This is a genomic window from Klebsiella terrigena, assembly GCF_012029655.1.
Taxonomy (GTDB): domain Bacteria; phylum Pseudomonadota; class Gammaproteobacteria; order Enterobacterales; family Enterobacteriaceae; genus Klebsiella; species Klebsiella terrigena.
The window spans coordinates 175,816-195,704 of the sequence record NZ_CP050508.1; the positions used below are offsets into that span (position 1 = coordinate 175,816).

The 19,889-nt window shown below is 58.3% G+C and carries 19 protein-coding genes; 7 read left to right on the plus strand and 12 right to left on the minus strand.

Translation table 11 applies throughout. The features are described 5' to 3' along the window. Positions 1–15: 15 nt before the first annotated feature. Together xylA and xylB are read left to right on the plus strand one after the other, a co-directional pair. Positions 16–1,338, plus strand: a complete 1,323-nt coding sequence (gene xylA / locus HCK03_RS00835; RefSeq protein ID WP_076946254.1) for a xylose isomerase — start codon at positions 16–18, stop codon at positions 1,336–1,338. Between the two features lie 88 nt (positions 1,339–1,426). Continuing rightward, positions 1,427–2,881, plus strand: a complete 1,455-nt coding sequence (gene xylB, locus HCK03_RS00840; RefSeq protein WP_167691028.1) for a xylulokinase — start codon at positions 1,427–1,429, stop codon at positions 2,879–2,881. Positions 2,882–2,922: 41 nt separating this feature from the next. Here the strand turns inward: xylB and HCK03_RS00845 are convergent, their stop codons facing one another. Next, positions 2,923–3,918, minus strand: coding sequence for an acyltransferase (locus HCK03_RS00845; RefSeq protein ID WP_115191688.1), 996 nt, complete (start codon positions 3,916–3,918; stop codon positions 2,923–2,925). Between the two features lie 179 nt (positions 3,919–4,097). On the opposite strand from HCK03_RS00845, the gene HCK03_RS00850 reads away from it, so the two are divergent. The 3 genes from HCK03_RS00850 to glyS all read left to right on the plus strand — a co-directional run bounded on the left by HCK03_RS00850 (position 4,098) and on the right by glyS (position 7,531). Continuing rightward, entirely contained in the window at positions 4,098–4,403 is a 306-nt protein-coding gene (locus HCK03_RS00850; protein WP_041143162.1) for a YsaB family lipoprotein, read from the plus strand. 137 nt (positions 4,404–4,540) lie between these two features. Further along, positions 4,541–5,452, plus strand: a complete 912-nt coding sequence (glyQ, locus tag HCK03_RS00855) for a glycine--tRNA ligase subunit alpha (RefSeq protein ID WP_041143161.1) — start codon at positions 4,541–4,543, stop codon at positions 5,450–5,452. Between the two features lie 9 nt (positions 5,453–5,461). Next, positions 5,462–7,531, plus strand: a complete 2,070-nt coding sequence (gene glyS / locus HCK03_RS00860; RefSeq protein ID WP_167691029.1) for a glycine--tRNA ligase subunit beta — start codon at positions 5,462–5,464, stop codon at positions 7,529–7,531. Positions 7,532–7,629: 98 nt separating this feature from the next. Here glyS and HCK03_RS00865 read toward each other — a convergent pair whose 3' ends face one another. Further along, on the minus strand, positions 7,630–7,818 hold the full coding sequence (locus HCK03_RS00865; protein WP_041143159.1) for a hypothetical protein: 189 nt from the start codon (positions 7,816–7,818) through the stop codon (positions 7,630–7,632). A gap of 87 nt (positions 7,819–7,905) precedes the next feature. After that, a complete protein-coding gene (locus HCK03_RS00870; protein WP_041143158.1) occupies positions 7,906–8,115 on the minus strand; it encodes a YdgH/BhsA/McbA-like domain containing protein in 210 nt (69 codons plus the stop codon). 398 nt (positions 8,116–8,513) lie between these two features. Here HCK03_RS00870 and HCK03_RS00875 point away from each other — a divergent pair, with 398 nt between their 5' ends. Beyond that, entirely contained in the window at positions 8,514–10,133 is a 1,620-nt protein-coding gene (locus HCK03_RS00875; RefSeq protein WP_041143157.1) for an ABC-F family ATP-binding cassette domain-containing protein, read from the plus strand. 100 nt (positions 10,134–10,233) lie between these two features. On the opposite strand, the gene cspE is transcribed toward HCK03_RS00875, so the two are convergent. From cspE to HCK03_RS00890, 3 genes are all read right to left on the minus strand, one after another. Continuing rightward, on the minus strand, positions 10,234–10,446 hold the full coding sequence (cspE, locus tag HCK03_RS00880; protein WP_004868803.1) for a transcription antiterminator/RNA stability regulator CspE: 213 nt from the start codon (positions 10,444–10,446) through the stop codon (positions 10,234–10,236). A 261-nt stretch (positions 10,447–10,707) separates the two neighbouring features. Further along, complete coding sequence (locus HCK03_RS00885; RefSeq protein ID WP_041143156.1) at positions 10,708–10,998, minus strand: HTH-type transcriptional regulator; 291 nt, start codon at positions 10,996–10,998, stop codon at positions 10,708–10,710. 244 nt (positions 10,999–11,242) lie between these two features. Continuing rightward, positions 11,243–12,601: an MFS transporter gene (locus HCK03_RS00890; RefSeq protein ID WP_076946250.1), complete on the minus strand. Its 1,359-nt coding sequence runs from the start codon at positions 12,599–12,601 to the stop codon at positions 11,243–11,245. Positions 12,602–13,039: 438 nt separating this feature from the next. Here HCK03_RS00890 and HCK03_RS00895 point away from each other — a divergent pair, with 438 nt between their 5' ends. Then, positions 13,040–13,750, plus strand: a complete 711-nt coding sequence (locus tag HCK03_RS00895) for a DUF3053 domain-containing protein (RefSeq protein WP_041143154.1) — start codon at positions 13,040–13,042, stop codon at positions 13,748–13,750. A 98-nt stretch (positions 13,751–13,848) separates the two neighbouring features. Here HCK03_RS00895 and ghrB read toward each other — a convergent pair whose 3' ends face one another. The 6 genes from ghrB to HCK03_RS00925 all read right to left on the minus strand — a co-directional run bounded on the left by ghrB (position 13,849) and on the right by HCK03_RS00925 (position 19,820). Next, positions 13,849–14,820: a glyoxylate/hydroxypyruvate reductase GhrB gene (gene ghrB / locus HCK03_RS00900; protein ID WP_076946249.1), complete on the minus strand. Its 972-nt coding sequence runs from the start codon at positions 14,818–14,820 to the stop codon at positions 13,849–13,851. 24 nt (positions 14,821–14,844) lie between these two features. Further along, positions 14,845–16,125 carry an MFS transporter gene (locus tag HCK03_RS00905; protein ID WP_041143152.1) on the minus strand — a complete coding sequence of 427 codons (1,281 nt, stop codon included), beginning with the start codon at positions 16,123–16,125 and terminating at the stop codon, positions 14,845–14,847. Between the two features lie 99 nt (positions 16,126–16,224). Beyond that, the gene (locus HCK03_RS00910; RefSeq protein ID WP_076946248.1) at positions 16,225–17,163 is read right to left on the minus strand and encodes a sugar kinase; all 939 of its coding nucleotides are present in this window, start codon (positions 17,161–17,163) and stop codon (positions 16,225–16,227) included. A 3-nt stretch (positions 17,164–17,166) separates the two neighbouring features. Continuing rightward, positions 17,167–17,916, minus strand: coding sequence for a sugar phosphate isomerase/epimerase family protein (locus HCK03_RS00915; RefSeq protein WP_076946247.1), 750 nt, complete (start codon positions 17,914–17,916; stop codon positions 17,167–17,169). A 110-nt stretch (positions 17,917–18,026) separates the two neighbouring features. Next, the gene (locus HCK03_RS00920) at positions 18,027–19,043 is read right to left on the minus strand and encodes a LacI family DNA-binding transcriptional regulator (RefSeq protein ID WP_041143149.1); all 1,017 of its coding nucleotides are present in this window, start codon (positions 19,041–19,043) and stop codon (positions 18,027–18,029) included. Positions 19,044–19,157: 114 nt separating this feature from the next. After that, on the minus strand, positions 19,158–19,820 hold the full coding sequence (locus HCK03_RS00925) for an OmpA family lipoprotein (protein ID WP_041143148.1): 663 nt from the start codon (positions 19,818–19,820) through the stop codon (positions 19,158–19,160). Positions 19,821–19,889 lie beyond the last annotated feature (69 nt).

Below are 19,889 nucleotides of genomic sequence, written 5' to 3' on the forward strand. Positions count from 1 at the left end.
AATATGGAGTTCATTATGCAGACCTATTTCGATCAACTCGATCGCGTTCGTTATGAAGGCACTAAATCCACTAACCCGCTGGCTTTCCGTCACTACAATCCGGATGAGCTGGTGCTGGGTAAACGCATGGAAGAACACCTGCGGTTTGCGGCCTGCTACTGGCATACGTTCTGCTGGAACGGGGCCGATATGTTTGGCGTCGGTTCCTTCAACCGTCCGTGGCAGCAGCCGGGCGACGCCCTGGAAATGGCAAAACGTAAAGCCGATGTCGCCTTTGAGTTTTTCCACAAGCTGAACGTCCCGTACTACTGCTTCCACGACGTTGACGTCTCCCCGGAAGGCGCGTCGCTGAAGGAGTATCTCAACAATTTCGCACAGATGGTCGATGTGCTGGCGGCAAAACAGGAGCACAGCGGCGTGAAGCTGCTGTGGGGCACCGCGAACTGCTTTACTAACCCGCGCTACGGCGCAGGTGCGGCAACTAACCCGGATCCGGAAGTGTTCAGCTGGGCGGCGACGCAGGTCGTGACCGCCATGGATGCCACCCACAAGCTGGGCGGGGAAAACTACGTCCTGTGGGGCGGCCGCGAAGGGTATGAAACGCTGCTCAATACCGACCTGCGCCAGGAGCGTGAGCAGATTGGCCGGTTTATGCAGCTGGTGGTTGAGCACAAGCATAAAATTGGCTTCCAGGGGACGCTGCTGATTGAGCCGAAGCCGCAGGAGCCGACCAAGCATCAGTACGACTACGACGCCTCCACCGTCTATGGCTTCCTCAAGCAGTTCGGCCTGGAAAAAGAGATTAAGCTGAATATCGAAGCGAACCACGCGACGCTGGCAGGCCACAGCTTCCACCACGAGATTGCCACCGCCATCGCGCTGGGCCTGTTTGGCTCCGTCGATGCCAACCGCGGCGACCCGCAGCTGGGCTGGGATACCGATCAGTTCCCGAATAGCGTGGAAGAAAATGCCCTGGTGATGTATGAAATTCTCAAGGCCGGCGGTTTCACGACCGGCGGGATGAATTTCGATGCCAAAGTACGTCGTCAAAGCACCGATAAGTACGATCTGTTCTATGGTCATATTGGGGCGATGGATACGATGGCCCTGTCGCTGAAGGTTGCAGCGCGCATGATTGAAGATGGCGAGCTGGATAAGCGCGTAGCAAAACGCTATGCCGGCTGGAACGGCGATCTGGGCCAGCAAATCCTCAAGGGGCAGATGACGCTGACGGAAATTGCTCAGCATGCCGCGCAGAATAATCTGGCACCGCAGCACCAGAGTGGACACCAGGAGCAGCTGGAAAATCTGGTGAATCACTATCTTTTTGATAAGTGATGACAATGCCCGGCGCGTCCGGGCATAGGCTATTTAGCACGCTTTTCGCGCCACGCTCAGCCGTGGCGCGCTGTTCAGGAGAGTCGGTATGTACATCGGGATTGATTTAGGTACCTCGGGCGTGAAGGCCATTTTGCTCAATGAGCAGGGTGAGGTACTGGCTTCGCACACGGAAAAGCTCAGCGTATCGCGCCCGCACCCCTTATGGTCCGAACAAGATCCCGAGCACTGGTGGCTGGCAACGGATAGCGCGATCAAAGCGTTGGGAGAGCAGCACTCCCTGCGCGACGTGAAGGCTATCGGTATCGCCGGGCAGATGCATGGCGCCACGCTGCTGGACAAGCAGCAGCGGGTGCTGCGTCCGGCCATTTTATGGAACGACGGGCGCTGCGGCGAAGAGTGCGCCCTGCTGGAAGAGCGGGTCGGGCGGTCGCGGCAGATCACCGGCAACCTGATGATGCCCGGCTTTACGGCGCCGAAGCTGCTGTGGGTTAAGCGACACGAGCCGGACGTCTTCAGCCAGGTTGATAAGGTCCTGCTGCCGAAAGACTATTTACGCCTGCGTATGACCGGCGAGTTCGCCAGCGATATGTCTGACGCTGCCGGGACGATGTGGATGGACGTGGCAAAGCGCAACTGGAGCGACGAGATGCTCGCCGCCTGCGGCCTGAGCCGCGATAACATGCCCGCGCTATTTGAAGGCAGCGAGGTGACGGGATCGCTGCGCCCGGCTATCGCCGCGGCGTGGAATATGCCGCAGGCGCTGGTGGTGGCCGGCGGCGGGGATAACGCCGCCGGTGCCGTTGGCGTGGGCATGGCGGACGCGGGACAGGCGATGCTATCGCTGGGGACCTCCGGCGTTTACTTTGCCGTCAGCGAGGGGTTTCTCAGCAAACCCGAAAGCGCGGTGCACAGCTTCTGCCACGCGCTTCCCGGGCGCTGGCATTTGATGTCGGTCATGCTCAGCGCGGCATCCTGCCTCGACTGGGCGGCTAAGCTGACCGGCCTGGGTACGGTTCCGGCGCTGATCGGCGCGGCCGAGTCCGCCGATGAGCGCGCGGGCCCGGTGTGGTTTCTACCCTATCTTTCCGGCGAGCGTACGCCGCATAACAACCCGCAGGCGAAGGGCGTCTTTTTCGGCCTGACGCATCAGCATGGCCCGGCGGAGCTGGCGCGTGCGGTGCTGGAAGGGGTGGGATATGCGCTGGCGGACGGTATGGATGCGGTCCACGCCTGCGGCATCAGGCCCGAGAGCATCACCCTGATTGGTGGAGGCGCGCGCAGCCCCTGGTGGCGGCAGATGCTGGCTGACATCAGCGGACAGCAGCTGGATTACCGTACCGGCGGCGACGTTGGACCGGCGCTGGGCGCCGCGAGACTCGCGCAGCTGGCGCTGCATCAAGGGGAGTCCTGGGCGGATCTGCTGCCCCAGCTGCCGCTTGAGCAGGCTCACCGTCCGAATAGCGAACGCGTCGCGCTCTATGCTCCGCGTCGCGAAACCTTCCGCCAGATTTATCAGCAGCTTCTCCCGCTGATGTCGTAGCGGCGATCCGCTCCCGCGCGGGAGCGGGTTTGACCGTGGCGCTAGCTCACCAGCCGACGCGTGTCGATGCGCTGCACCAGCGCCGACAGCAGCAGGCTGCCCAGCAGGGCGGCGCTAAAGATCCACAGAATATCCAGCAGCGGCCAGCGGGTGAGCTCCAGGCCGCTGGCCCGCAGCGCGTGGATAATCAGCGCATGAAAACCGTAGATCCCCAGAGAGTGGCGAGCGATGAGCGCCAGAACGGGGATTTGACGCGCGTTAAGGGTATTTTTCGCCAGCGTCAGCAGGGCTACCGCGCACACAAACACTGCCGGCCCGCAGTATAAATACCAGGTATCGCCGAAGTCGCCGCGCCACTTGAGCTCATGCAGCGTTCCGCGCGATATCACCCAGACGGCGCTGGCGAACAGCGCGGCACACAGCAGAGTCAGCCATTTTTTATCCGTCTCCATCATGCCAATCGCCCGGCCAAGCACGCCGTACAGCACGTAGTAAAAGGCATCGCCGCTGATATAGAGATTGAGCGGCAGCCATTCGATACCGCCCGCTTTTACGCTGACCATATTGGGGTTGGCGAGGATGCCGATGACCAGCATCAGCGCCAGCAGCATTTTACCGCTGGCCTGCTTAACCTGAATAAGCGGCGAGAGCAGATAGATGACGATAATCGCGAAGAAAAACCACAGGTGATAGAACACCGGCTTTTGCAGCAGGTTTCTTAGCGAGAGCTCGACGTTGATATGGGTAAACAGGGCGATGTAGAGCAGCGACACGGCGCTGTAAAACAGCACGCACAGCACGATGCGCAGAAAGTGCCGCGGCTGGGCGCTGCGTTCGCCGAAAAACAGGTACCCAGACATCATGAAGAAGAGCGGGACGCTGACGCGAGAGGCGGAGTTGAGCAGGTTGGCCATATCCCATTCCACCAGGCTGATGGCGTGGGGATGGGTGATGTACCAGGTGGTGCTGTGGATCATCACCACCATCATGCATGCGATACCGCGCAAACTCGTAATCCAGTTTATTTTTTCCTGCATCAGTACCTCAGTGGTTCCTTCTTAAACAGGGTCTGACTTCCCTGATACCGCGGTGTCGCAATGGAATATTCTGAGTTTGCCGCCGCATGCTTGTAGAGATGTGGAGAGATTCGCACAATGTCCGGGTGATTTCACGTAATCTGAACGATAACAATTTGCTAACAAGGCGGTCGAGGAAAATGGTGATGAAATGTTTCTTTTCTGGACTGCTGCTGCTTGTGCTCGCCGGCTGCAGCCAGACGCCGTCCCAGCCGCCACAAAAAGCGCAAAGAGCGCGGATTACGCCGCAAATTACCCTGAATATGGAACAGCTGTGTAAGGATCAGGCGGCAAGACGCTACAGCACCGGGACCAGGCTGGTTGACGTCAGCCATTTTGAACAGTTCCAGGGAAGCTATGAGCTGTCGGGCCATACCGAGCAGAATGAGCGCTTTATCTGTTCTTTCGATCCAGACGGGCAGTTTTTACATCTTTCTATGCGCTAAATGCCCCGCAGCTGCCGCATGATGGCGTTAATTTCCCCAATTTTGCTTAAACAACGCCGTTTCGTACTGTATATCTCGCAGCCAGCGGGTATACTGATCCCTTCCTTTAAATCCACACGTATCCAGCACGAAATAATATGCAAAAGTTTGATACCAGGACCTTCCAGGGCCTGATCCTGACCTTACAGGATTACTGGGCTCGTCAGGGCTGCACCATTGTTCAACCACTGGACATGGAAGTTGGCGCCGGCACCTCCCACCCAATGACCTGCCTGCGCGCGCTGGGGCCAGAGCCGATGGCGACTGCCTACGTGCAGCCTTCGCGTCGTCCGACCGACGGCCGCTATGGTGAAAACCCGAACCGCCTGCAGCACTACTATCAGTTCCAGGTGGTCATTAAGCCATCGCCGGACAACATCCAGGAGCTGTACCTCGGGTCTCTGAAAGAGCTGGGTATGGATCCGACTATTCATGATATCCGCTTCGTGGAAGACAACTGGGAAAACCCAACGCTGGGTGCCTGGGGTCTGGGCTGGGAAGTGTGGCTGAACGGTATGGAAGTGACGCAGTTCACCTACTTCCAGCAGGTGGGTGGTATGGAATGTAAGCCGGTCACCGGCGAGATCACCTACGGTCTGGAGCGCCTGGCGATGTACATTCAGGGCGTAGACAGCGTTTACGACCTGGTCTGGAGCGACGGCCCGCTGGGTAAAACGACCTACGGTGACGTGTTCCATCAGAACGAAGTCGAGCAATCAACCTATAACTTTGAATACGCCGACGTGGACTTCCTGTTCTCCTGCTTTGAGCAGTATGAGAAAGAAGCGCAGCAGCTGCTGGCGCTGGAAAATCCGCTGCCGCTGCCCGCCTACGAGCGCATTCTGAAGGCCGCCCATAGCTTCAACCTGCTGGATGCGCGTAAAGCCATCTCCGTCACCGAGCGTCAGCGCTATATTCTGCGCATCCGCACCCTGACGAAAGCGGTGGCAGAAGCTTACTACGCTTCCCGTGAGGCCCTTGGCTTCCCGATGTGCAACAAAAACAAATAAGAGGCGGCCATGTCTGAGAAAACTTTCCTGGTGGAGATCGGCACCGAAGAACTGCCACCAAAAGCCCTGCGCAGCCTGGCTGAGTCTTTTGCTGCGAACTTTACCGCGGAGCTGGACAGCGCTGGCCTCGCCCACGGCACCGTTGAGTGGTTTGCCGCCCCGCGTCGTCTGGCGCTGAAGGTGGCTAATCTGGCCGCTTCCCAGCCGGATCGCGAAATCGAAAAACGCGGCCCGGCGATTTCTGCGGCGTTTGACGCGGAAGGTAAACCGAGCAAAGCGGCCGAAGGCTGGGCGCGCGGCTGCGGTATCACCGTCGAGCAGGCCGAGCGTCTGGCGACCGATAAAGGCGAATGGCTGCTGTATCGCGCCCATGTGAAAGGCGAAAGCGCGGAAGCGCTGCTGCCGAACATGGTCTCGACCTCCCTCGGCAAGCTGCCTATCCCTAAACTGATGCGCTGGGGCGCGTCGGACGTGCAGTTCGTGCGCCCGGTTCACACCGTGACCCTGCTGCTTGGCGACAAAGTCGTGCCGGCGACCATTCTCGGCATCGACTCCGATCGCGTGATCCGCGGCCATCGCTTTATGGGCGAGCCGGAGTTCACCATCGATAGCGCCGAACAGTATCCGCAAATCCTGCTGGAGCGCGGTAAAGTTATTGCTGACTACGAAACGCGTAAAGCCACCATTAAAGCTGGCGCGGAAGAAGCGGCCCGCAAGATTGGCGGCAACGCCGATCTGAGCGAAAGCCTGCTGGAAGAAGTCACCTCGCTGGTGGAATGGCCGGTGGTGCTGACGGCGAAATTCGAAGAAAAATTCCTCGCGGTGCCTTCTGAAGCCCTGGTTTACACCATGAAAGGCGATCAGAAGTACTTCCCGGTTTATGCTGACGACGGCAAACTGCTGCCGAACTTCATCTTCGTGGCAAACATTGAGTCCAAAGACCCGCAGCAGATCATCTCCGGTAACGAGAAGGTTGTGCGCCCGCGTCTGGCCGATGCCGAATTCTTCTTCAACACCGACCGTAAAAAGCGCCTGGAAGATCATCTGCCGCGTCTGCAGACCGTCCTGTTCCAGCAGCAGCTGGGCACCCTGCGCGATAAAACTGACCGTATTCAGGCCCTTGCCGGCTGGATTGCGGGTCAGATTGGTGCAGACGTCAACCATGCGACCCGCGCGGGCCTGCTGTCGAAGTGCGACCTGATGACCAATATGGTCTTCGAGTTCACCGATACTCAGGGCGTGATGGGCATGCACTACGCGCGCCATGATGGCGAAGCGGAAGACGTTGCCGTGGCGCTGAACGAGCAGTATCAGCCGCGTTTTGCCGGCGACGATCTGCCGTCTAACCCGGTTGCCTGTGCGGTGGCGATTGCCGATAAGATGGATACGCTTGCCGGTATCTTCGGCATTGGTCAGCACCCGAAAGGGGACAAAGACCCGTTCGCACTGCGCCGCGCTGCGCTGGGCGTGCTGCGTATCATCGTTGAGAAGAACCTCTCTCTGGATCTGCAAACCCTCACCGAAGAAGCGGTACGTCTGTATGGCGACAAGCTGACTAACGCCAGGGTTGTTGATGAGGTTATCGACTTTATGCTCGGTCGCTTCCGTGCCTGGTACCAGGACGAAGGCTACGGCGTTGATACCATCCAGGCGGTACTGGCTCGTCGCCCGACCCGTCCGGCTGATTTCGATGCGCGCATGAAGGCGGTTTCGCACTTCCGTACGCTGGAAGAGTCCTCGGCGCTGGCGGCAGCCAACAAGCGCGTCTCCAACATCCTCGCAAAATCTGAAGAGACGCTGAACGATACCGTTCACGCCTCCGTGCTGAAAGAAACCGCAGAGATCAAGCTGGCTACCCATCTGGTCGTGCTGCGCGATAAGCTGCAGCCGTTCTTCGCCGAAGGCCGCTACCAGGAAGCGCTGATCGAGCTGGCCTCCCTGCGTGAACCGGTGGATGAGTTCTTTGAGAACGTGATGGTCAACGCCGAAGATCGGAACGTGCGCATCAACCGACTGACGCTGCTGTCCAAACTGCGCGAGCTTTTCCTGCAGGTAGCGGATATTTCTCTGCTGCAGTAAGTGCCTTTTGGCAACAAAAAAACCTGCCTTCTGGCAGGTTTTTTTATGGCGCGAAGATGCTCATGGCGCCATCTGCTCGCCTACAGGCTGGCCCTTAACTACTCCAGGTTGCCTGCCGTCAGGCTCTCTTTATCGAAAGCATGGCTGACGTTAATGCGGTTTTGATGCATCGACGTATCGATGCTGGAGCCTGCTTCCGGCGGTACGGCATGACGTTCTGCTGCCATGACGCCGGTTGATAGTGAGGCTGCCAGAAACAGGGCGGTCATCACGCTGATATTTTTCATTTTAGATTCCTTTTCATCGTGTTGTCGTTGTCGCCTGTATGCTTGATTCCGGCGGCCGGCACTCTCAAAAAGCGCCATCAATGCGACTTATTTGGTCAGTTCTGCGGTCATATGAACGCGGTTGTTGAACTGGGCGCTGGTAATTTTGTAGGACGCACCCTGCTCAGCGGCCTGGGCGGCAATTTTAGCTTCTGCACGGTCCAGGGTAGAGGCGGTGGTGCTGATGCTCTGAGCAAATGCGCCGAAGGACATCAGAGAAAGTGCGGTAACTGCAACGAAAGTTTTGATGGATTTCATGGTCGTATTCCTGTGGTTGTTTGTCTGTAATAGGGCGTTGTGCCCTGATGTGATAAATAATAGACCGATCGTCGGGTGATTAAAATCGGAACAATTTGCGCATATTGTTCAAAAAAATAGAACAAAATTTGATCGATAAATCCCGGGCGCTCATCGTTATGACCGGCGATAAATGTGTCCGTCAGTTGGCCCATCGGCGCGGCTACTTTTGCCCCGTACCGGCGCGGGCGCTGAAAAAATAATCTTGAAATGTGGGGGACGGTGTGGCTATTCTGTGTCCCGACGAATCCCTCGTCTTACTGAGAGCACACCGAAAATGGATAACCACGCCTGCTGAATTCACTCCTTGCCAGCACCATGTGCGGCAGGGGAAGTATCGATTTCATTCAGGAGTGCTTATGGCCCATTGTGCCCAATCCCCCGCTTTTATTTTGCATCAGCTCACCTGTCAGTTTGCGACGGGAGACACGCTGTTTGGCCCGCTAAATTTATCGTTAGAGACATCATTCTGCGGCCTGGTCGGCCGTAATGGCGTCGGCAAAACTCGCCTGCTTCGGCTGCTGGCGGGCGTCGACTCTCCTTCCGGCGGACATATCGAACGCTTTACCTCGCTGGCCTATGTTGCCCAACATCCGGCAATTGCTTCCAGCACTACCCTGGCCGACCTGCTGGGTTACGAGCCCATCTTCTCCGCCCTGCGGCGGCTTGAGCGCGGGGAGGGATTCGCTGACGACGTCGAGAGCCTGGAGGGTTTCTGGGATCTGCGCGAGCGTCTGAGCGCGGCGTTCGCCGATGCCGGCCTGCCGGCGTTTTCTCCCGAGCGCCTCGCCTCGTCGCTGAGCGGCGGCGAGCGGGTGAAAGCGCTGCTGTGCGGAGCCTTTCTCTCGGGCGCGGACTACTTGCTGCTGGACGAGCCGACCAACCACCTCGACGGGCAGGGCCGCGAATGGTTGTATCGGCAGCTGGAGCGCTGGCGCGGCGGGGGAATTATCGCCAGCCACGATCGTGAACTGCTGGCGCGAATGCCGCGCATCCTTGAGCTCACGCCGACGGCGCTGCGAAGCTATGGCGGGAGCTACGCCGACTATCGGCAGCAGCGCGATGCCGAACAGCAGGCCGCACGTGCCGCGCTGGAGCATGCCGCGACCGAACGCCGCCGCACCCGGGCGCGAATGCAAAAAGAGCATGATGCCAGCCAGCGGCGATCTGCGCAGACGCTGCGGGTTGTCGATACGCTGAATATTGCCTCGTTTGAACGCGTGAAGTACAAAGGCGCGGCGAAGGAGCGCCCCGGAACGCTCCATCGGCAGCATCGGGAACAAAATAGCGCGCTCAATACCGCCGTCGCTCAGGCGCACGAGCGGGTAGAAGATGAGGCATCGGTGATGTTCACTCTGCCGGGAAGTCAGATCGCCGCCGGTAAACAGGTCCTGGTGCTGGAGGATCTACGCCTGGCACACTCGGCTGCAGCGCCGCTGAGCTGGCGTCTTGATGGGCCGATGCGCGTAGCGCTGCGCGGGCCTAACGGCTGTGGAAAAACTACGTTACTGAAAACGCTGGTCGGTCTCGAGCAGCCGGTTTCTGGAGCGTGCCGACTGTCGGTTCATGCGGCGTGGCTGGATCAGCACCTGACGCAGCTGGACCTGTCGCTATCGGTTTTAACGCACCTTAATCTTGACGATACGCCGCTGGAGGAGGGCGTGCTGCGCAGCCGGCTTGCACAGCTGCAGCTGGGGGCGGATAAAATCAATCTGCCGCTGGCGGCCCTGAGCGGCGGAGAACGGCTGAAGGCGGCGCTGGCCTGCGTACTGTGGCGGCGGGACGCGACTCAGCTTCTGCTGCTCGATGAGCCGACTAACCACCTGGATTTAGCCTCAGCCCAGGCCATTGAAGCGGCGCTGGCGGGATTCCCCGGCGCGATGCTGGTGGTGTCGCATGACGAGGCGTTCCTGCAGGGGCTGAAGCTTACCCACGCTTTAGCGTGGCGAGACGGCGGCTGGCAGCTTGAGCCGTATTAAAACGAAAAAAACCGCCATGCGAAGTGGCGGTTTCCTGATATTCAGATAAAAAAAATCCCCGCCGCGAGGCAGGGATCTTGAATTCTGAGCTTATTTAAGCTTACAGGCTGGTAACGTTGCCAGCTGCCGGGCCTTTAGCGCCGCTTTCGATGGTGAAGGAAACTTTCTGACCTTCATCCAGAGATTTGTAGCCATCGTTCATGATAGCGGAGAAGTGTACGAACACATCTTTAGAACCGTCATCAGGAGTAATGAAGCCGAAACCTTTATCAGCGTTGAACCATTTTACGATACCAGTCATTTTACCGGACATAGCGAAATACCTTTAAATAATAAATTAACCTTTCGGCGATACGGTCTGGACTACAGATTTGAAGCTATAAAGGGAAAGTTCACTACCGGGGTATCTAGGATAACCGCTCAAGGACTACTCTATACTAATGCTCTGTGGTCTGTACATCAAACCTGCGAGCATTAACTCATTTTTGAGGTGCGATAGCAAACGTTTTTTTCATAGAAATTAAAACGGTCCCAAATCAGGACCGTAATCAGTGTCCAATAACATTATAGAACTTCACTCGAGAATCTGCCTTGAAAGCTTTGGGCTTGCCTGGATCAGACGCATTAACTTGAGCTCAGTCGAAGAGGGCTTGATGCGTCTTGATTCCCACTCCTGAACCATCGACACGCTGACGCCCATGGCATCGGCGAAATCGTCAATTTTCAGACCGGTCCCTTTACGGAGCAGGTCAAATTCGCTGAAAGCGGTTGGCTTGCGGGCTGGGGCGGTCGTTCGGGGCAGATCTTTGAAAACAATTTGTTCCAGGCTGCTCAGTAATTCAAATATTGGATCTTTATATTCCATTGAGAACTCCTTCCTGTCGCACAGTAAAGGGTAGGGTTTGTCGCTGCTTATTAAGAATAGTCAGGAAAAAGCGTCAAGAACGGTAACGGGGGTGATTATATGCCAGCAGGCCTTCGCTTACCGCCGGATAGCCCAGCGGCAGCGGGGGGTAAGCCGATGATTAATCATCATACGCGCGGCTTTGGAAAATATTTGTAAACGGCAGAGAAAAAGCGAGGCCAGCGGCTTCCCGCTGGCCTTGCGGTCAGGCTTTCTGCAGATTTTCAGCATCGGCCTGGGGCGGGGCAGGCTGACGCAGGCTCATTTTGTATTTAACCAGCAGGGCGAGGGCGGATAAAAACGCCGGGATCGCCAGCAGGCTGAAAATAGTCGTGAAAGAGAGCTGCGCCTGCATCAGGAATACGCCGCTGAAGGCGCCGAGAATGCCGCCAAAGCGCCCGATCCCCAGCATCCATGCGACGCCGGTGGCGCGGCCCTGAGTGGGATAAAACCCGGCCGCCAGCGCCGGCATAGAAGACTGCGCGCCGTTCATAATGCTGCCGGCGATAAATACCATCACCCCCATCAGCACCAGGCTGCCGGTGGAGAAGCCCACGAGGCAAACGAAAATACCGGTCAGCAGCCAGCCGACGGCGACGACCTTATTGGGGTTGATCTTATCCATCAGCGCGCCGAGGATCAGCACGCCAATACCGCCGCCCAGCGGGAACAGCGCGGTGATAATCGACGCCTGGCTCATGGTTGCGCCGGTTTCACGAATCAGCAGCGGCAGCCAGCTGGTCAGCAGATAGAAGATCAGCAGACCCATAAAGTAGGTCAGGCACAGCATCACGGTACCGACGAGATAGCGTGGAGAGAAAATGACCGCCAGAGCCGATTTCTCTTTAACCTGGCCGGCCTCACGCAGCTCAAACTCCACCCCTTCCGGCAGCGGCGCAATACGCCGGAGGATTGCCGCAATACGCTGTGCGGGCTGGCGCTTAACGACCATGTAGCGCGCCGATTCCGGCAGCAGGAAGATAAGCGCCACGGCGAGCAGCAGAGGCATCACGCCGCCCAGTACCAGCACGCTTTGCCAGCCGTAATGCGGGATCATCCAGGCCGAAAGAAAACCGCCCAGCGACGATCCCATCGGGAACCCAACGAACATCAGATTGACCATTAAGGCCCGGCGGCGCTCCGGCGCGTATTCGCTCATCAGCGTCGCGGCGTTCGGCATCGCGGCCCCCAGCCCCAGCCCCGTCAGAAAGCGCAGCAGCGTCAGCTGGTTCAGGCTGGTAGCGAAAGCGGTAAGCAGGCTAAAGCTGCCAAACACCACGATCGACATCAGCAGGACCTTCTTGCGGCCAATGCGGTCGGCCAGCGGCCCCGCGGTCAAGGCGCCCACCGCCAGGCCGACCAGCGCAGCGCTCATTACCGGGCCCAATGCCGATTTTTCTACGCCCCACTCCTGCACGAGGTCTGAGGCGATGAAACCGATTATCGCGGTATCGAAACCGTCCATAGCAACGGTGATAAAACATAAGGCCAGAATCATCCACTGGTACTTCGTGAACGGATGTTCATTGATAAAAGCCTGAATATCGATGGTTGTCTTATTCATACGGCATTCCTGGCAGGCAGAGCGGGGGACGAAACGGCTGTTCACGCCTCCCTCGCTGTCGTTAATCGTATTTGTGCGATAATCGAACGCAATGCCGTTAATCGCTCATTAATCAAAACACTGAACCCGACAGCAGGCAACGCGGTCCGGCCAGGAAGCGTGCGATTATCGTTCTTTTCAGGGATTTAAACGCAATGGTTGAAAATTAAGTTTAATTAAATCAATTTGTTGTATCTTAATTTTGGGATTTTGGTTATGGCGGTAATTGTGATGTGCTTAACAGACGATAGCGGTTGTCGATAAAACGCCGCCAGCGGGCTATTTCCTGCGGAAGATTGTCAGGAAAGTGTATCCTGCGAGGCTGACCTGGACTATCCTTGTCAGCGTCTGGCACGTGTGTGTCTGTTTGCGCTTTTTTTGGCTGAAAGGAGTAAAAAAATGGCGACAGGAAAGTCCTGCTCTCGCTGGTTTGCGGCTGTTGCGGCCTTATTAATGGTGGTTAGCCTGAGTGGGTGTTTTGATAAAGAAGGCGATCAGCGCAAAGCGTTCATCGACTTCCTGCAAAATACGGCTATGCGGAGCGGCGAACGTCTGCCGACGCTGACCGCCGATCAGAAAAAACAGTTCGGACCTTTTGTGTCCGATTATGCGGTGATTTACGGCTATTCGCAGCAGGTAAGTCAGGCGATGGATGCGGGTCTGCGCCCGGTGGTAGACAGCGTGAACGCGATTCGCGTCCCGCAGGACTATATCACCCAGCGTGAACCGCTGCGTCAGGCAAACGGCGCGCTCGGCGTACTGAGCCAGCAGCTGGAAAATGCCAAAATGCAGGCCGACGGTGCGCATAGCGCGCTGAAGCAGGGTGACGATCTCAAGCCGGTCTTTGACCAGGTTTACAACAAAGTGGTTACCGGCCCGGCAAATGCCCTGCAGCCGCTGATCCCTGCGGCGCAGGTCTTTACTCAGCAGCTGGTGCAGGTGGGTGATTTTGTTGCCCAGCAAAATACCCAGGTGAGCTTCGTGGCAAACGGGATCCAGTTCCCGACCTCGCAGCAGGCCAGCCAGTACAACGCATTGATTGGCCCGCTGGCGGCTCAGCACCAGGCGTTCAATCAGGCGTGGACGGCAGCCGTTAACGCGACGCGCTAGCCGCTGACCGAGCCCGGTGAAGGTGCTTATCGCGCCATCATCCGGGTTTCTTCCCGGCTGACGCGACGCTCAGCCGGGCGAGAATGTCCCTTTCCTGCCTATTTTACCTGCGGGTTCACGCAGTTCTTATCGACGTTGCCCTGCAGCGCATCAATCAGGTTATCCACCGCACAGGCCGCCATGTTGTAGCGCGTTTCATGGGTGGCGGAACCAATATGCGGCAGCGCGACGACGTTAGGCATGCTGAGCAGCGGGGAGTCCTGCGCCAGCGGCTCCTGTTCAAACACGTCGAGACCGGCGGCATGGATTTCGCCATTCTGCAACGCGGCAACCAGCGCTTTCTCATCGACGACCGGACCGCGTCCGGCGTTAATAAAGATGGCAGATGGCTTCATTTTGGCGAACTTCTCCGCATTGAACAGATGATGAGTCTCAGCGGTCAGCGGCAGGATCAGGCAGACAAAATCGGCTTCCTCAAGTAGCGTATCGAGATCGCAGTAGCGGGCGTTGAAGCGCTCTTCCGCCTGCGGATGCTGGCTGCGCGCGTTATAGAGGATCGGCATCCCGAAGCCGGCATGCGCGCGCTGGGCCAGCGCCATGCCGATGCGTCCCATGCCAACGATACCCAGCGTTTTGTGGTGCACGTCGCTACCGAACCAGTCCGGCCCGATGCTTTTGGTCCACTCACCCGCCTTCACGCGATTAGCGACTTCCACTACCCGGCGCGAGGTGCTGAGTACCAGTGCCATCACCGTATCGGCAACGGTTTCGGTCAGCACGGTGGGCGTATGCATCAGCAGGACCCTGCGGGCATTCAGCGCCGCGACGTCGAAGTTGTCGTAGCCCACGGAGACCGTTGAGGCCGCACGAAGATTGGGCATTTTCTCCAGTAACGCGGTATCAACTTTTTCGCTGGAGCCCAGCAGGCCCTCGGCCTGGGCAAACGCCTCGGCGTGCTGCGCGATGGTTTCGGCGCTCAGGTTTTTCACCCGGGTGACGGCAAAGTGTTTTTCCAGACGCTGCTGCAGGTCGTCGGGAAGCGTTTTATAGAGAATAACGGACGGCTTCATGCGGATCTCCGTAGTATTAGGATGTCAGGCGTGACGAGCGCCAAGCGGAAGTTTTTGATTATTAGCAGGCTTAACAATTAAAGTAAGCCATACCGCGACGAAAAGCGCCACTCCCATGAAAATGTACGAGGCGGACGGGCTGCCGGTCGAACCGTTCAGGTAGCCGACAAACCACGAGCCAAAGAAGGAGCCTAGCGCGCCCATGCTGTTAATCAGCGCCATCGCGCCGCCCGCTACGTTGCGCGGCAGCATCTCCGGGATGATGGCGAAGAAGGGGCCGTAGGGGGCGTACATCGCCGCGCCGGCAATCACCAGCAGGGTATAAGACGCCCAGAAGTGGTTCGCGCCGACCGCCCAGGAGCCGATAAAGGCCAGCCCGCCAATCAGCAGCAGCGGCCAGACGAACAGCTTACGGTTCTGCATTTTGTCCGAGGCCCAGGAGACGACGATCATCGCAATCGTTGCCGCGAGGTAAGGTACCGAGGAGAGCCAGCCAACCTCAACCATGCCCATGTTTTCACCGCCGCTGCGGATAATTGACGGCAGCCACAGCACGAAGCCGTACACCCCGATACTCCAGGCAAAATACTGCATGCACAGCAGCACGACGTTACGTGAGCGGAAGGCCTCGCTGTAGTTACGCACGGCTTTGATGCCCTGCTGCTCGCGTTCCAGCTGCTCCTGCAGCGCGGCTTTTTCGCTCTCGGAGAGCCAGTTCACCTGCGACGGCTTATCTTTTACCAGCACCCACCAGCAGAAGGCCCAGAGCACCGCCGGCACGCCTTCAATAATGAACATCTCGCGCCAGCCAAAGGACTGAATCAGGTAGCCGGACACCACTGACATCCACAGCACCGTGACCGGATTACCGAGGATTAAAAAGGTATTGGCGCGCGAGCGTTCGGATTTAGTAAACCAGTTGCTGATGTAAATCAGCATCGCGGGCATCACCGCGGCTTCGACGACGCCGAGAATAAAGCGGATAGCGGCCAGGGCCGGAATGTTGTGCACCATGCCGGTCAGCGAAGCGCAGGCGCCCCACAGGATCAGGCAGATAAAGATAAGTTTTCGCACGCTGCGGCGTTCAGCATAGATTGCCCCAGGGATCTGGAAGAAGAAGTAGCCGAGGAAGAAGAGGGCGCCCAGCAGCGATGAGACCCCTTTAGTGATCCCCAAATCTTCGGTAATGCCCGCCGCGGAGGCGAAGCTGAAGTTGGCACGGTCGAGATACGCCAGGCTATACGTGATAAACACGATAGGCATGATGTACCACCAGCGTTTTGTTGCATTGGTTAAGCTGTTCATAGGCTTGCCTCTGTATGTGAGGTAACACTCACCGATAGAAGGTGTCTTATGCCGCGCTGTATGTAGGGTACAGAGTGGCTACCATCGTTGCATTAAACGTTATTCGCCCAGTGCGTCGCGCGTCGGTAATCCTTCGCTGTCGCCCTGAACCTGAATCGCCAGCGAGCCGATTTTGTTCCCGCGCCGTACCGCCTGATCCAGGGTTTTGCCTTCCAGCAGGGCGCTAATGACCCCGACGGCAAAGCCATCGCCCGCGCCGACGGTATCGACGACGTTATCGACCTTAACGGCCGCGACGGCACCCTGCTCACCCGCGGCGGTTTTATACCAGGCGCCGTCGGAGCCGGTTTTGATGATCACGGCGCGCACGCCGCGGTTGAGATAGAAGTCCGCGATAGCCTCCGGCGTTTGCTGACCCGTCAGGATTGTCCCCTCCTTCAGGCCGGGTAAAACCCAGTCGGCCTGGAACGCAAGATGGTTGAGCTTCTCCACCATTTCGCCTTCGCTTTTCCACAGTACCGGGCGCAGGTTGGGGTCGAAGGAGATGGTTTTTCCCTGAGCCTTCATCGCGCCAGCGGCACGATCCAGCAGCGCATATGAACTCTCCGACAGCGCGGCGGCGACGCCGCTGAGGTGCAGATGGCGAGCGCTGGCGAAGTAATCGGGGTGGAAATCATCCGGCGACAGGTGGCTGGCCGCCGAGCCTTTGCGGAAATATTCCACAATGGGATCGGTTCCATTTTCGACTTTAGATTTCATCTGGAAGCCGGTTGCATAGCGCGGGTCCTGGGCTACGCCGCGGGCGTCAATCCCTTCTTTTGCCAGCGAATTAAGCACAAAGCGACCGAAGCTATCCTCGCCGACGCGGCTGACCCAGCCGACCTTCAGCCCCAGGCGAGCCAGGCCGGTGGCGACGTTCAGCTCGGCACCGGCGACGCGCTTGATAAAGCGTTCAACCTCCGCGAGATCCCCGGTTTGGGTCGCCACAAACATAGCCATCGCTTCGCCGATGGTAATGACATCCAGGTTGTTTTCCATGGCTTAATCCTCGCGTAAAAGATTGACATAGCGGCGGGTAACGGCCGTCAGGTCATGGCCGACCAGCGGAAATTCGATACCGCGCGGGGCATCAGCAGGCAGGTTATCCAGCAGCGCCAGCCAGCGCGGAGCGGCCTCATCGGGCGGAACGGCGCGGAACTGCTCGCGATGCGGCTGGGCCGCCTTAACGTGAATATAGCTGACGGCGGGCGCGAGATGGCGGGCGGCCTCTTCCGGCGAATCGCCGACCCACAGCCAGTTGCCCATATCAAACGTCAGCGTCACCGGCAGGTTATTGACCCGGCAGATGGCTTTAAACCGCTGCATCGGCGCCAGCTGGCCGCAATCGGTTTGGTCATTTTCCACCACCAGCGCCATCCCGCTCGCCTGCAGCGTGCTGCGCAGGGTCTCCAGCTGATGGTTATGGATGAAGTGGCCGAGGGAGAGTTTTAACCATAAGGCGTTGAGGGTTTGCGCTTCCTGCAGCAGCGCCGCGAGGTTCGGGTTAAGCGACCCGTCGGCGGCGAACAGGGCTTCCGGCGCGGAGTAGCAGACCAGCAGGCCGTGGCTTTCAATCTCCGCGGCGAGGGCCGGCAGCCGGTTCAGTTCCTCTGCGCTGAATAACTCGCGGCGGATCTCCACGCCGTCGGCGCCGGAACCGGCAATGAACGGCAGTACGGCGGACTGTCCGCCAAGCTCTCTAACGCGATCGTTGCCATAAGCGGCGGTCACGACAATGATTTTTCTGGCCATCTGACAAACTCCCGGTGGTTCTGTAGCGAATCTCTCTATTACGCTAGATGGGACCGGTTCCAAAGGAAAGGGGAGGATGTCTAATTTATGATCACCATCACGAAGGAGAGCTAACGGGAGGTCGATCCGCGGACGATCAGCTCCCCGGAAAATACCCGCTCACAGATCGGCTCATGGCTGCCTTCGATGCGGCGTACTACCTGCTCAACGGCGGCGTAGCCTATTTGCCACGTCGGCTGTTTGAGGGTGGTGATGCCGACGCCCGCCAGCTCCGCCCACTCCAGCTCGTCAAACCCGAGCAGGCCGATATCGCTTCCCCAAATCAGGTCAACGCGCTTCAGCGCGCGTGCGACCTGCAGCGTCAGGGCGCCGTTGGCGGAGATAACCGCTTTGCGCATCCCGCGATGGCCGGAGTGAAACTGGCGCAGCACGCTGTCCAGCATCGCGCCGTCGTTGAGCGGGACTTCGGCATTTTCCGCGACGATCCCGGCGTGGCGCTGAAGGGTGGTGCGAAAGGCGCTCAGCCGCTCGCGTCGCGTGTTGACGGAGCCCAGCGGCTCGCTCAGAAACAGCAGCGCCTCGAAGCCTTTTTCCACCAGATGCTCGGTGGCGGTGGTGGCGGCCTGGGTGTTATCCAGCCCGACCACGTCGCAGGCAAAATCGGGAATTTTTCGGTCGATTAGCACCATCGGCAGCGCCGACTGCTGCAGGCGATTGAGCCCCTCTTCGCGCATGCCGACGGCGTTGACCACAATCCCCTCAACCTGATAGCTGCGCAGCAGGTCGAGATAGTGCAGCTCCTGGTCCAGCTCGTTGTTAGTGTTACAGACCAGCAGGGTAAACCCTTTTTCGCGGCAGGCGGCCTCGATGCCGCTCAGCACGTTAACCGAGTAGGGGTTGGTAATATCGGCGATGATCAGGCCAATCAGCCGGGTGCGGCCGTGCTTAAGGCCGCGGGCCATCAGGCTGGGGCGATAGTTAAGTTCGGCAATCGCCTTTTCAATGCGCGCCAGCAGGTCATCGGAAAGCAGATGCTTTTCGCCGTTGAGGTAGCGTGAAATGCTGGTTTTACCGGTCTTTGCGGCTTTTGCCACATCGCTAATGGTTGCTCGCGCCGCTTTCGCCATGATGGCTTCCTTTGCTGAAATCTGGAGAACACCTTAGCGCGAAAATTCGCTATATCAAGCATTTTGCCCGGTAAGCGCGTCTTACCGGGCGCAGGAGGGAGCGATGAAACGGGATTACTGCAGCGGGCTGAGGGTAATTTCCACGCGACGGTTCTGCGCTTTGCCTTCCGCAGTGCCGTTGCTGGCGATCGGATTGGCCGGGCCCATGCCGCTGGTACGGATACGGTTTGCCGCCACGCCCTGGGTGATAAGGGCGCTGGCAACGCTATCCGCGCGCTGCTGCGAGAGGCGCATATTCAGATCCTGGCCGCCGCTGCTGTCGGTATAGCCGACCACGTTAACCGCCGTCTTTTCGTACTCTTTCAGCACCATCGCGACGCCGGTGAGCGTATTGGCTCCCGCCGGTTTGAGGTTGGCGCTGCTGCTATCAAAGGTGACGTTATTGGGCATATTCAGCACGATATTATCGCCATTTCGCGTCACGCTGACCCCGGTTCCCTGCATTTTCTCGCGCAGTTTGGCTTCCTGTACGTCCATATAGTAGCCGATGCCGCCGCCAAGCGCCGCGCCCGCCGCTGCGCCGATCAGCGCCCCTTTACCGCGGTCGTGTTTGGAAGAGGAGAGTGCGCCAATACCTGCGCCGACCAGGGAGCCGATGCCCGCGCCGACGCCGGATTTTCCTGCTTCACGTTCGCCGGTATAGGGGTTGGTTGTACAGCCAGAAATGGCCAGTGTGCCGCTAACCATAGCCGCAATCATCAGTACGCGTTTTTTCATATTATTTCCTTAATCCATTTTATTCTTTGTCACAGCGCGCGTGACGGTTGATTATGACGCCCGGATGCG

Bases quoted from the DNA above. Each gene is read 5' to 3' on its own strand.
- xylA (WP_076946254.1), top strand. From the start codon at position 16: ATGCAGACCTATTTCGATCAACTCGATCGCGTTCGTTATGAAGGCACT.
- xylB (WP_167691028.1), top strand. From the start codon at position 1,427: ATGTACATCGGGATTGATTTAGGTACCTCGGGCGTGAAGGCCATTTTG.
- HCK03_RS00845 (WP_115191688.1), bottom strand. From the start codon at position 3,918: ATGCAGGAAAAAATAAACTGGATTACGAGTTTGCGCGGTATCGCATGC.
- HCK03_RS00850 (WP_041143162.1), top strand. From the start codon at position 4,098: ATGGTGATGAAATGTTTCTTTTCTGGACTGCTGCTGCTTGTGCTCGCC.
- glyQ (WP_041143161.1), top strand. From the start codon at position 4,541: ATGCAAAAGTTTGATACCAGGACCTTCCAGGGCCTGATCCTGACCTTA.
- glyS (WP_167691029.1), top strand. From the start codon at position 5,462: ATGTCTGAGAAAACTTTCCTGGTGGAGATCGGCACCGAAGAACTGCCA.
- HCK03_RS00865 (WP_041143159.1), bottom strand. From the start codon at position 7,818: ATGAAAAATATCAGCGTGATGACCGCCCTGTTTCTGGCAGCCTCACTA.
- HCK03_RS00870 (WP_041143158.1), bottom strand. From the start codon at position 8,115: ATGAAATCCATCAAAACTTTCGTTGCAGTTACCGCACTTTCTCTGATG.
- HCK03_RS00875 (WP_041143157.1), top strand. From the start codon at position 8,514: ATGGCCCATTGTGCCCAATCCCCCGCTTTTATTTTGCATCAGCTCACC.
- cspE (WP_004868803.1), bottom strand. From the start codon at position 10,446: ATGTCCGGTAAAATGACTGGTATCGTAAAATGGTTCAACGCTGATAAA.
- HCK03_RS00885 (WP_041143156.1), bottom strand. From the start codon at position 10,998: ATGGAATATAAAGATCCAATATTTGAATTACTGAGCAGCCTGGAACAA.
- HCK03_RS00890 (WP_076946250.1), bottom strand. From the start codon at position 12,601: ATGAATAAGACAACCATCGATATTCAGGCTTTTATCAATGAACATCCG.
- HCK03_RS00895 (WP_041143154.1), top strand. From the start codon at position 13,040: ATGGCGACAGGAAAGTCCTGCTCTCGCTGGTTTGCGGCTGTTGCGGCC.
- ghrB (WP_076946249.1), bottom strand. From the start codon at position 14,820: ATGAAGCCGTCCGTTATTCTCTATAAAACGCTTCCCGACGACCTGCAG.
- HCK03_RS00905 (WP_041143152.1), bottom strand. From the start codon at position 16,125: ATGAACAGCTTAACCAATGCAACAAAACGCTGGTGGTACATCATGCCT.
- HCK03_RS00910 (WP_076946248.1), bottom strand. From the start codon at position 17,163: ATGGAAAACAACCTGGATGTCATTACCATCGGCGAAGCGATGGCTATG.
- HCK03_RS00915 (WP_076946247.1), bottom strand. From the start codon at position 17,916: ATGGCCAGAAAAATCATTGTCGTGACCGCCGCTTATGGCAACGATCGC.
- HCK03_RS00920 (WP_041143149.1), bottom strand. From the start codon at position 19,043: ATGGCGAAAGCGGCGCGAGCAACCATTAGCGATGTGGCAAAAGCCGCA.
- HCK03_RS00925 (WP_041143148.1), bottom strand. From the start codon at position 19,820: ATGAAAAAACGCGTACTGATGATTGCGGCTATGGTTAGCGGCACACTG.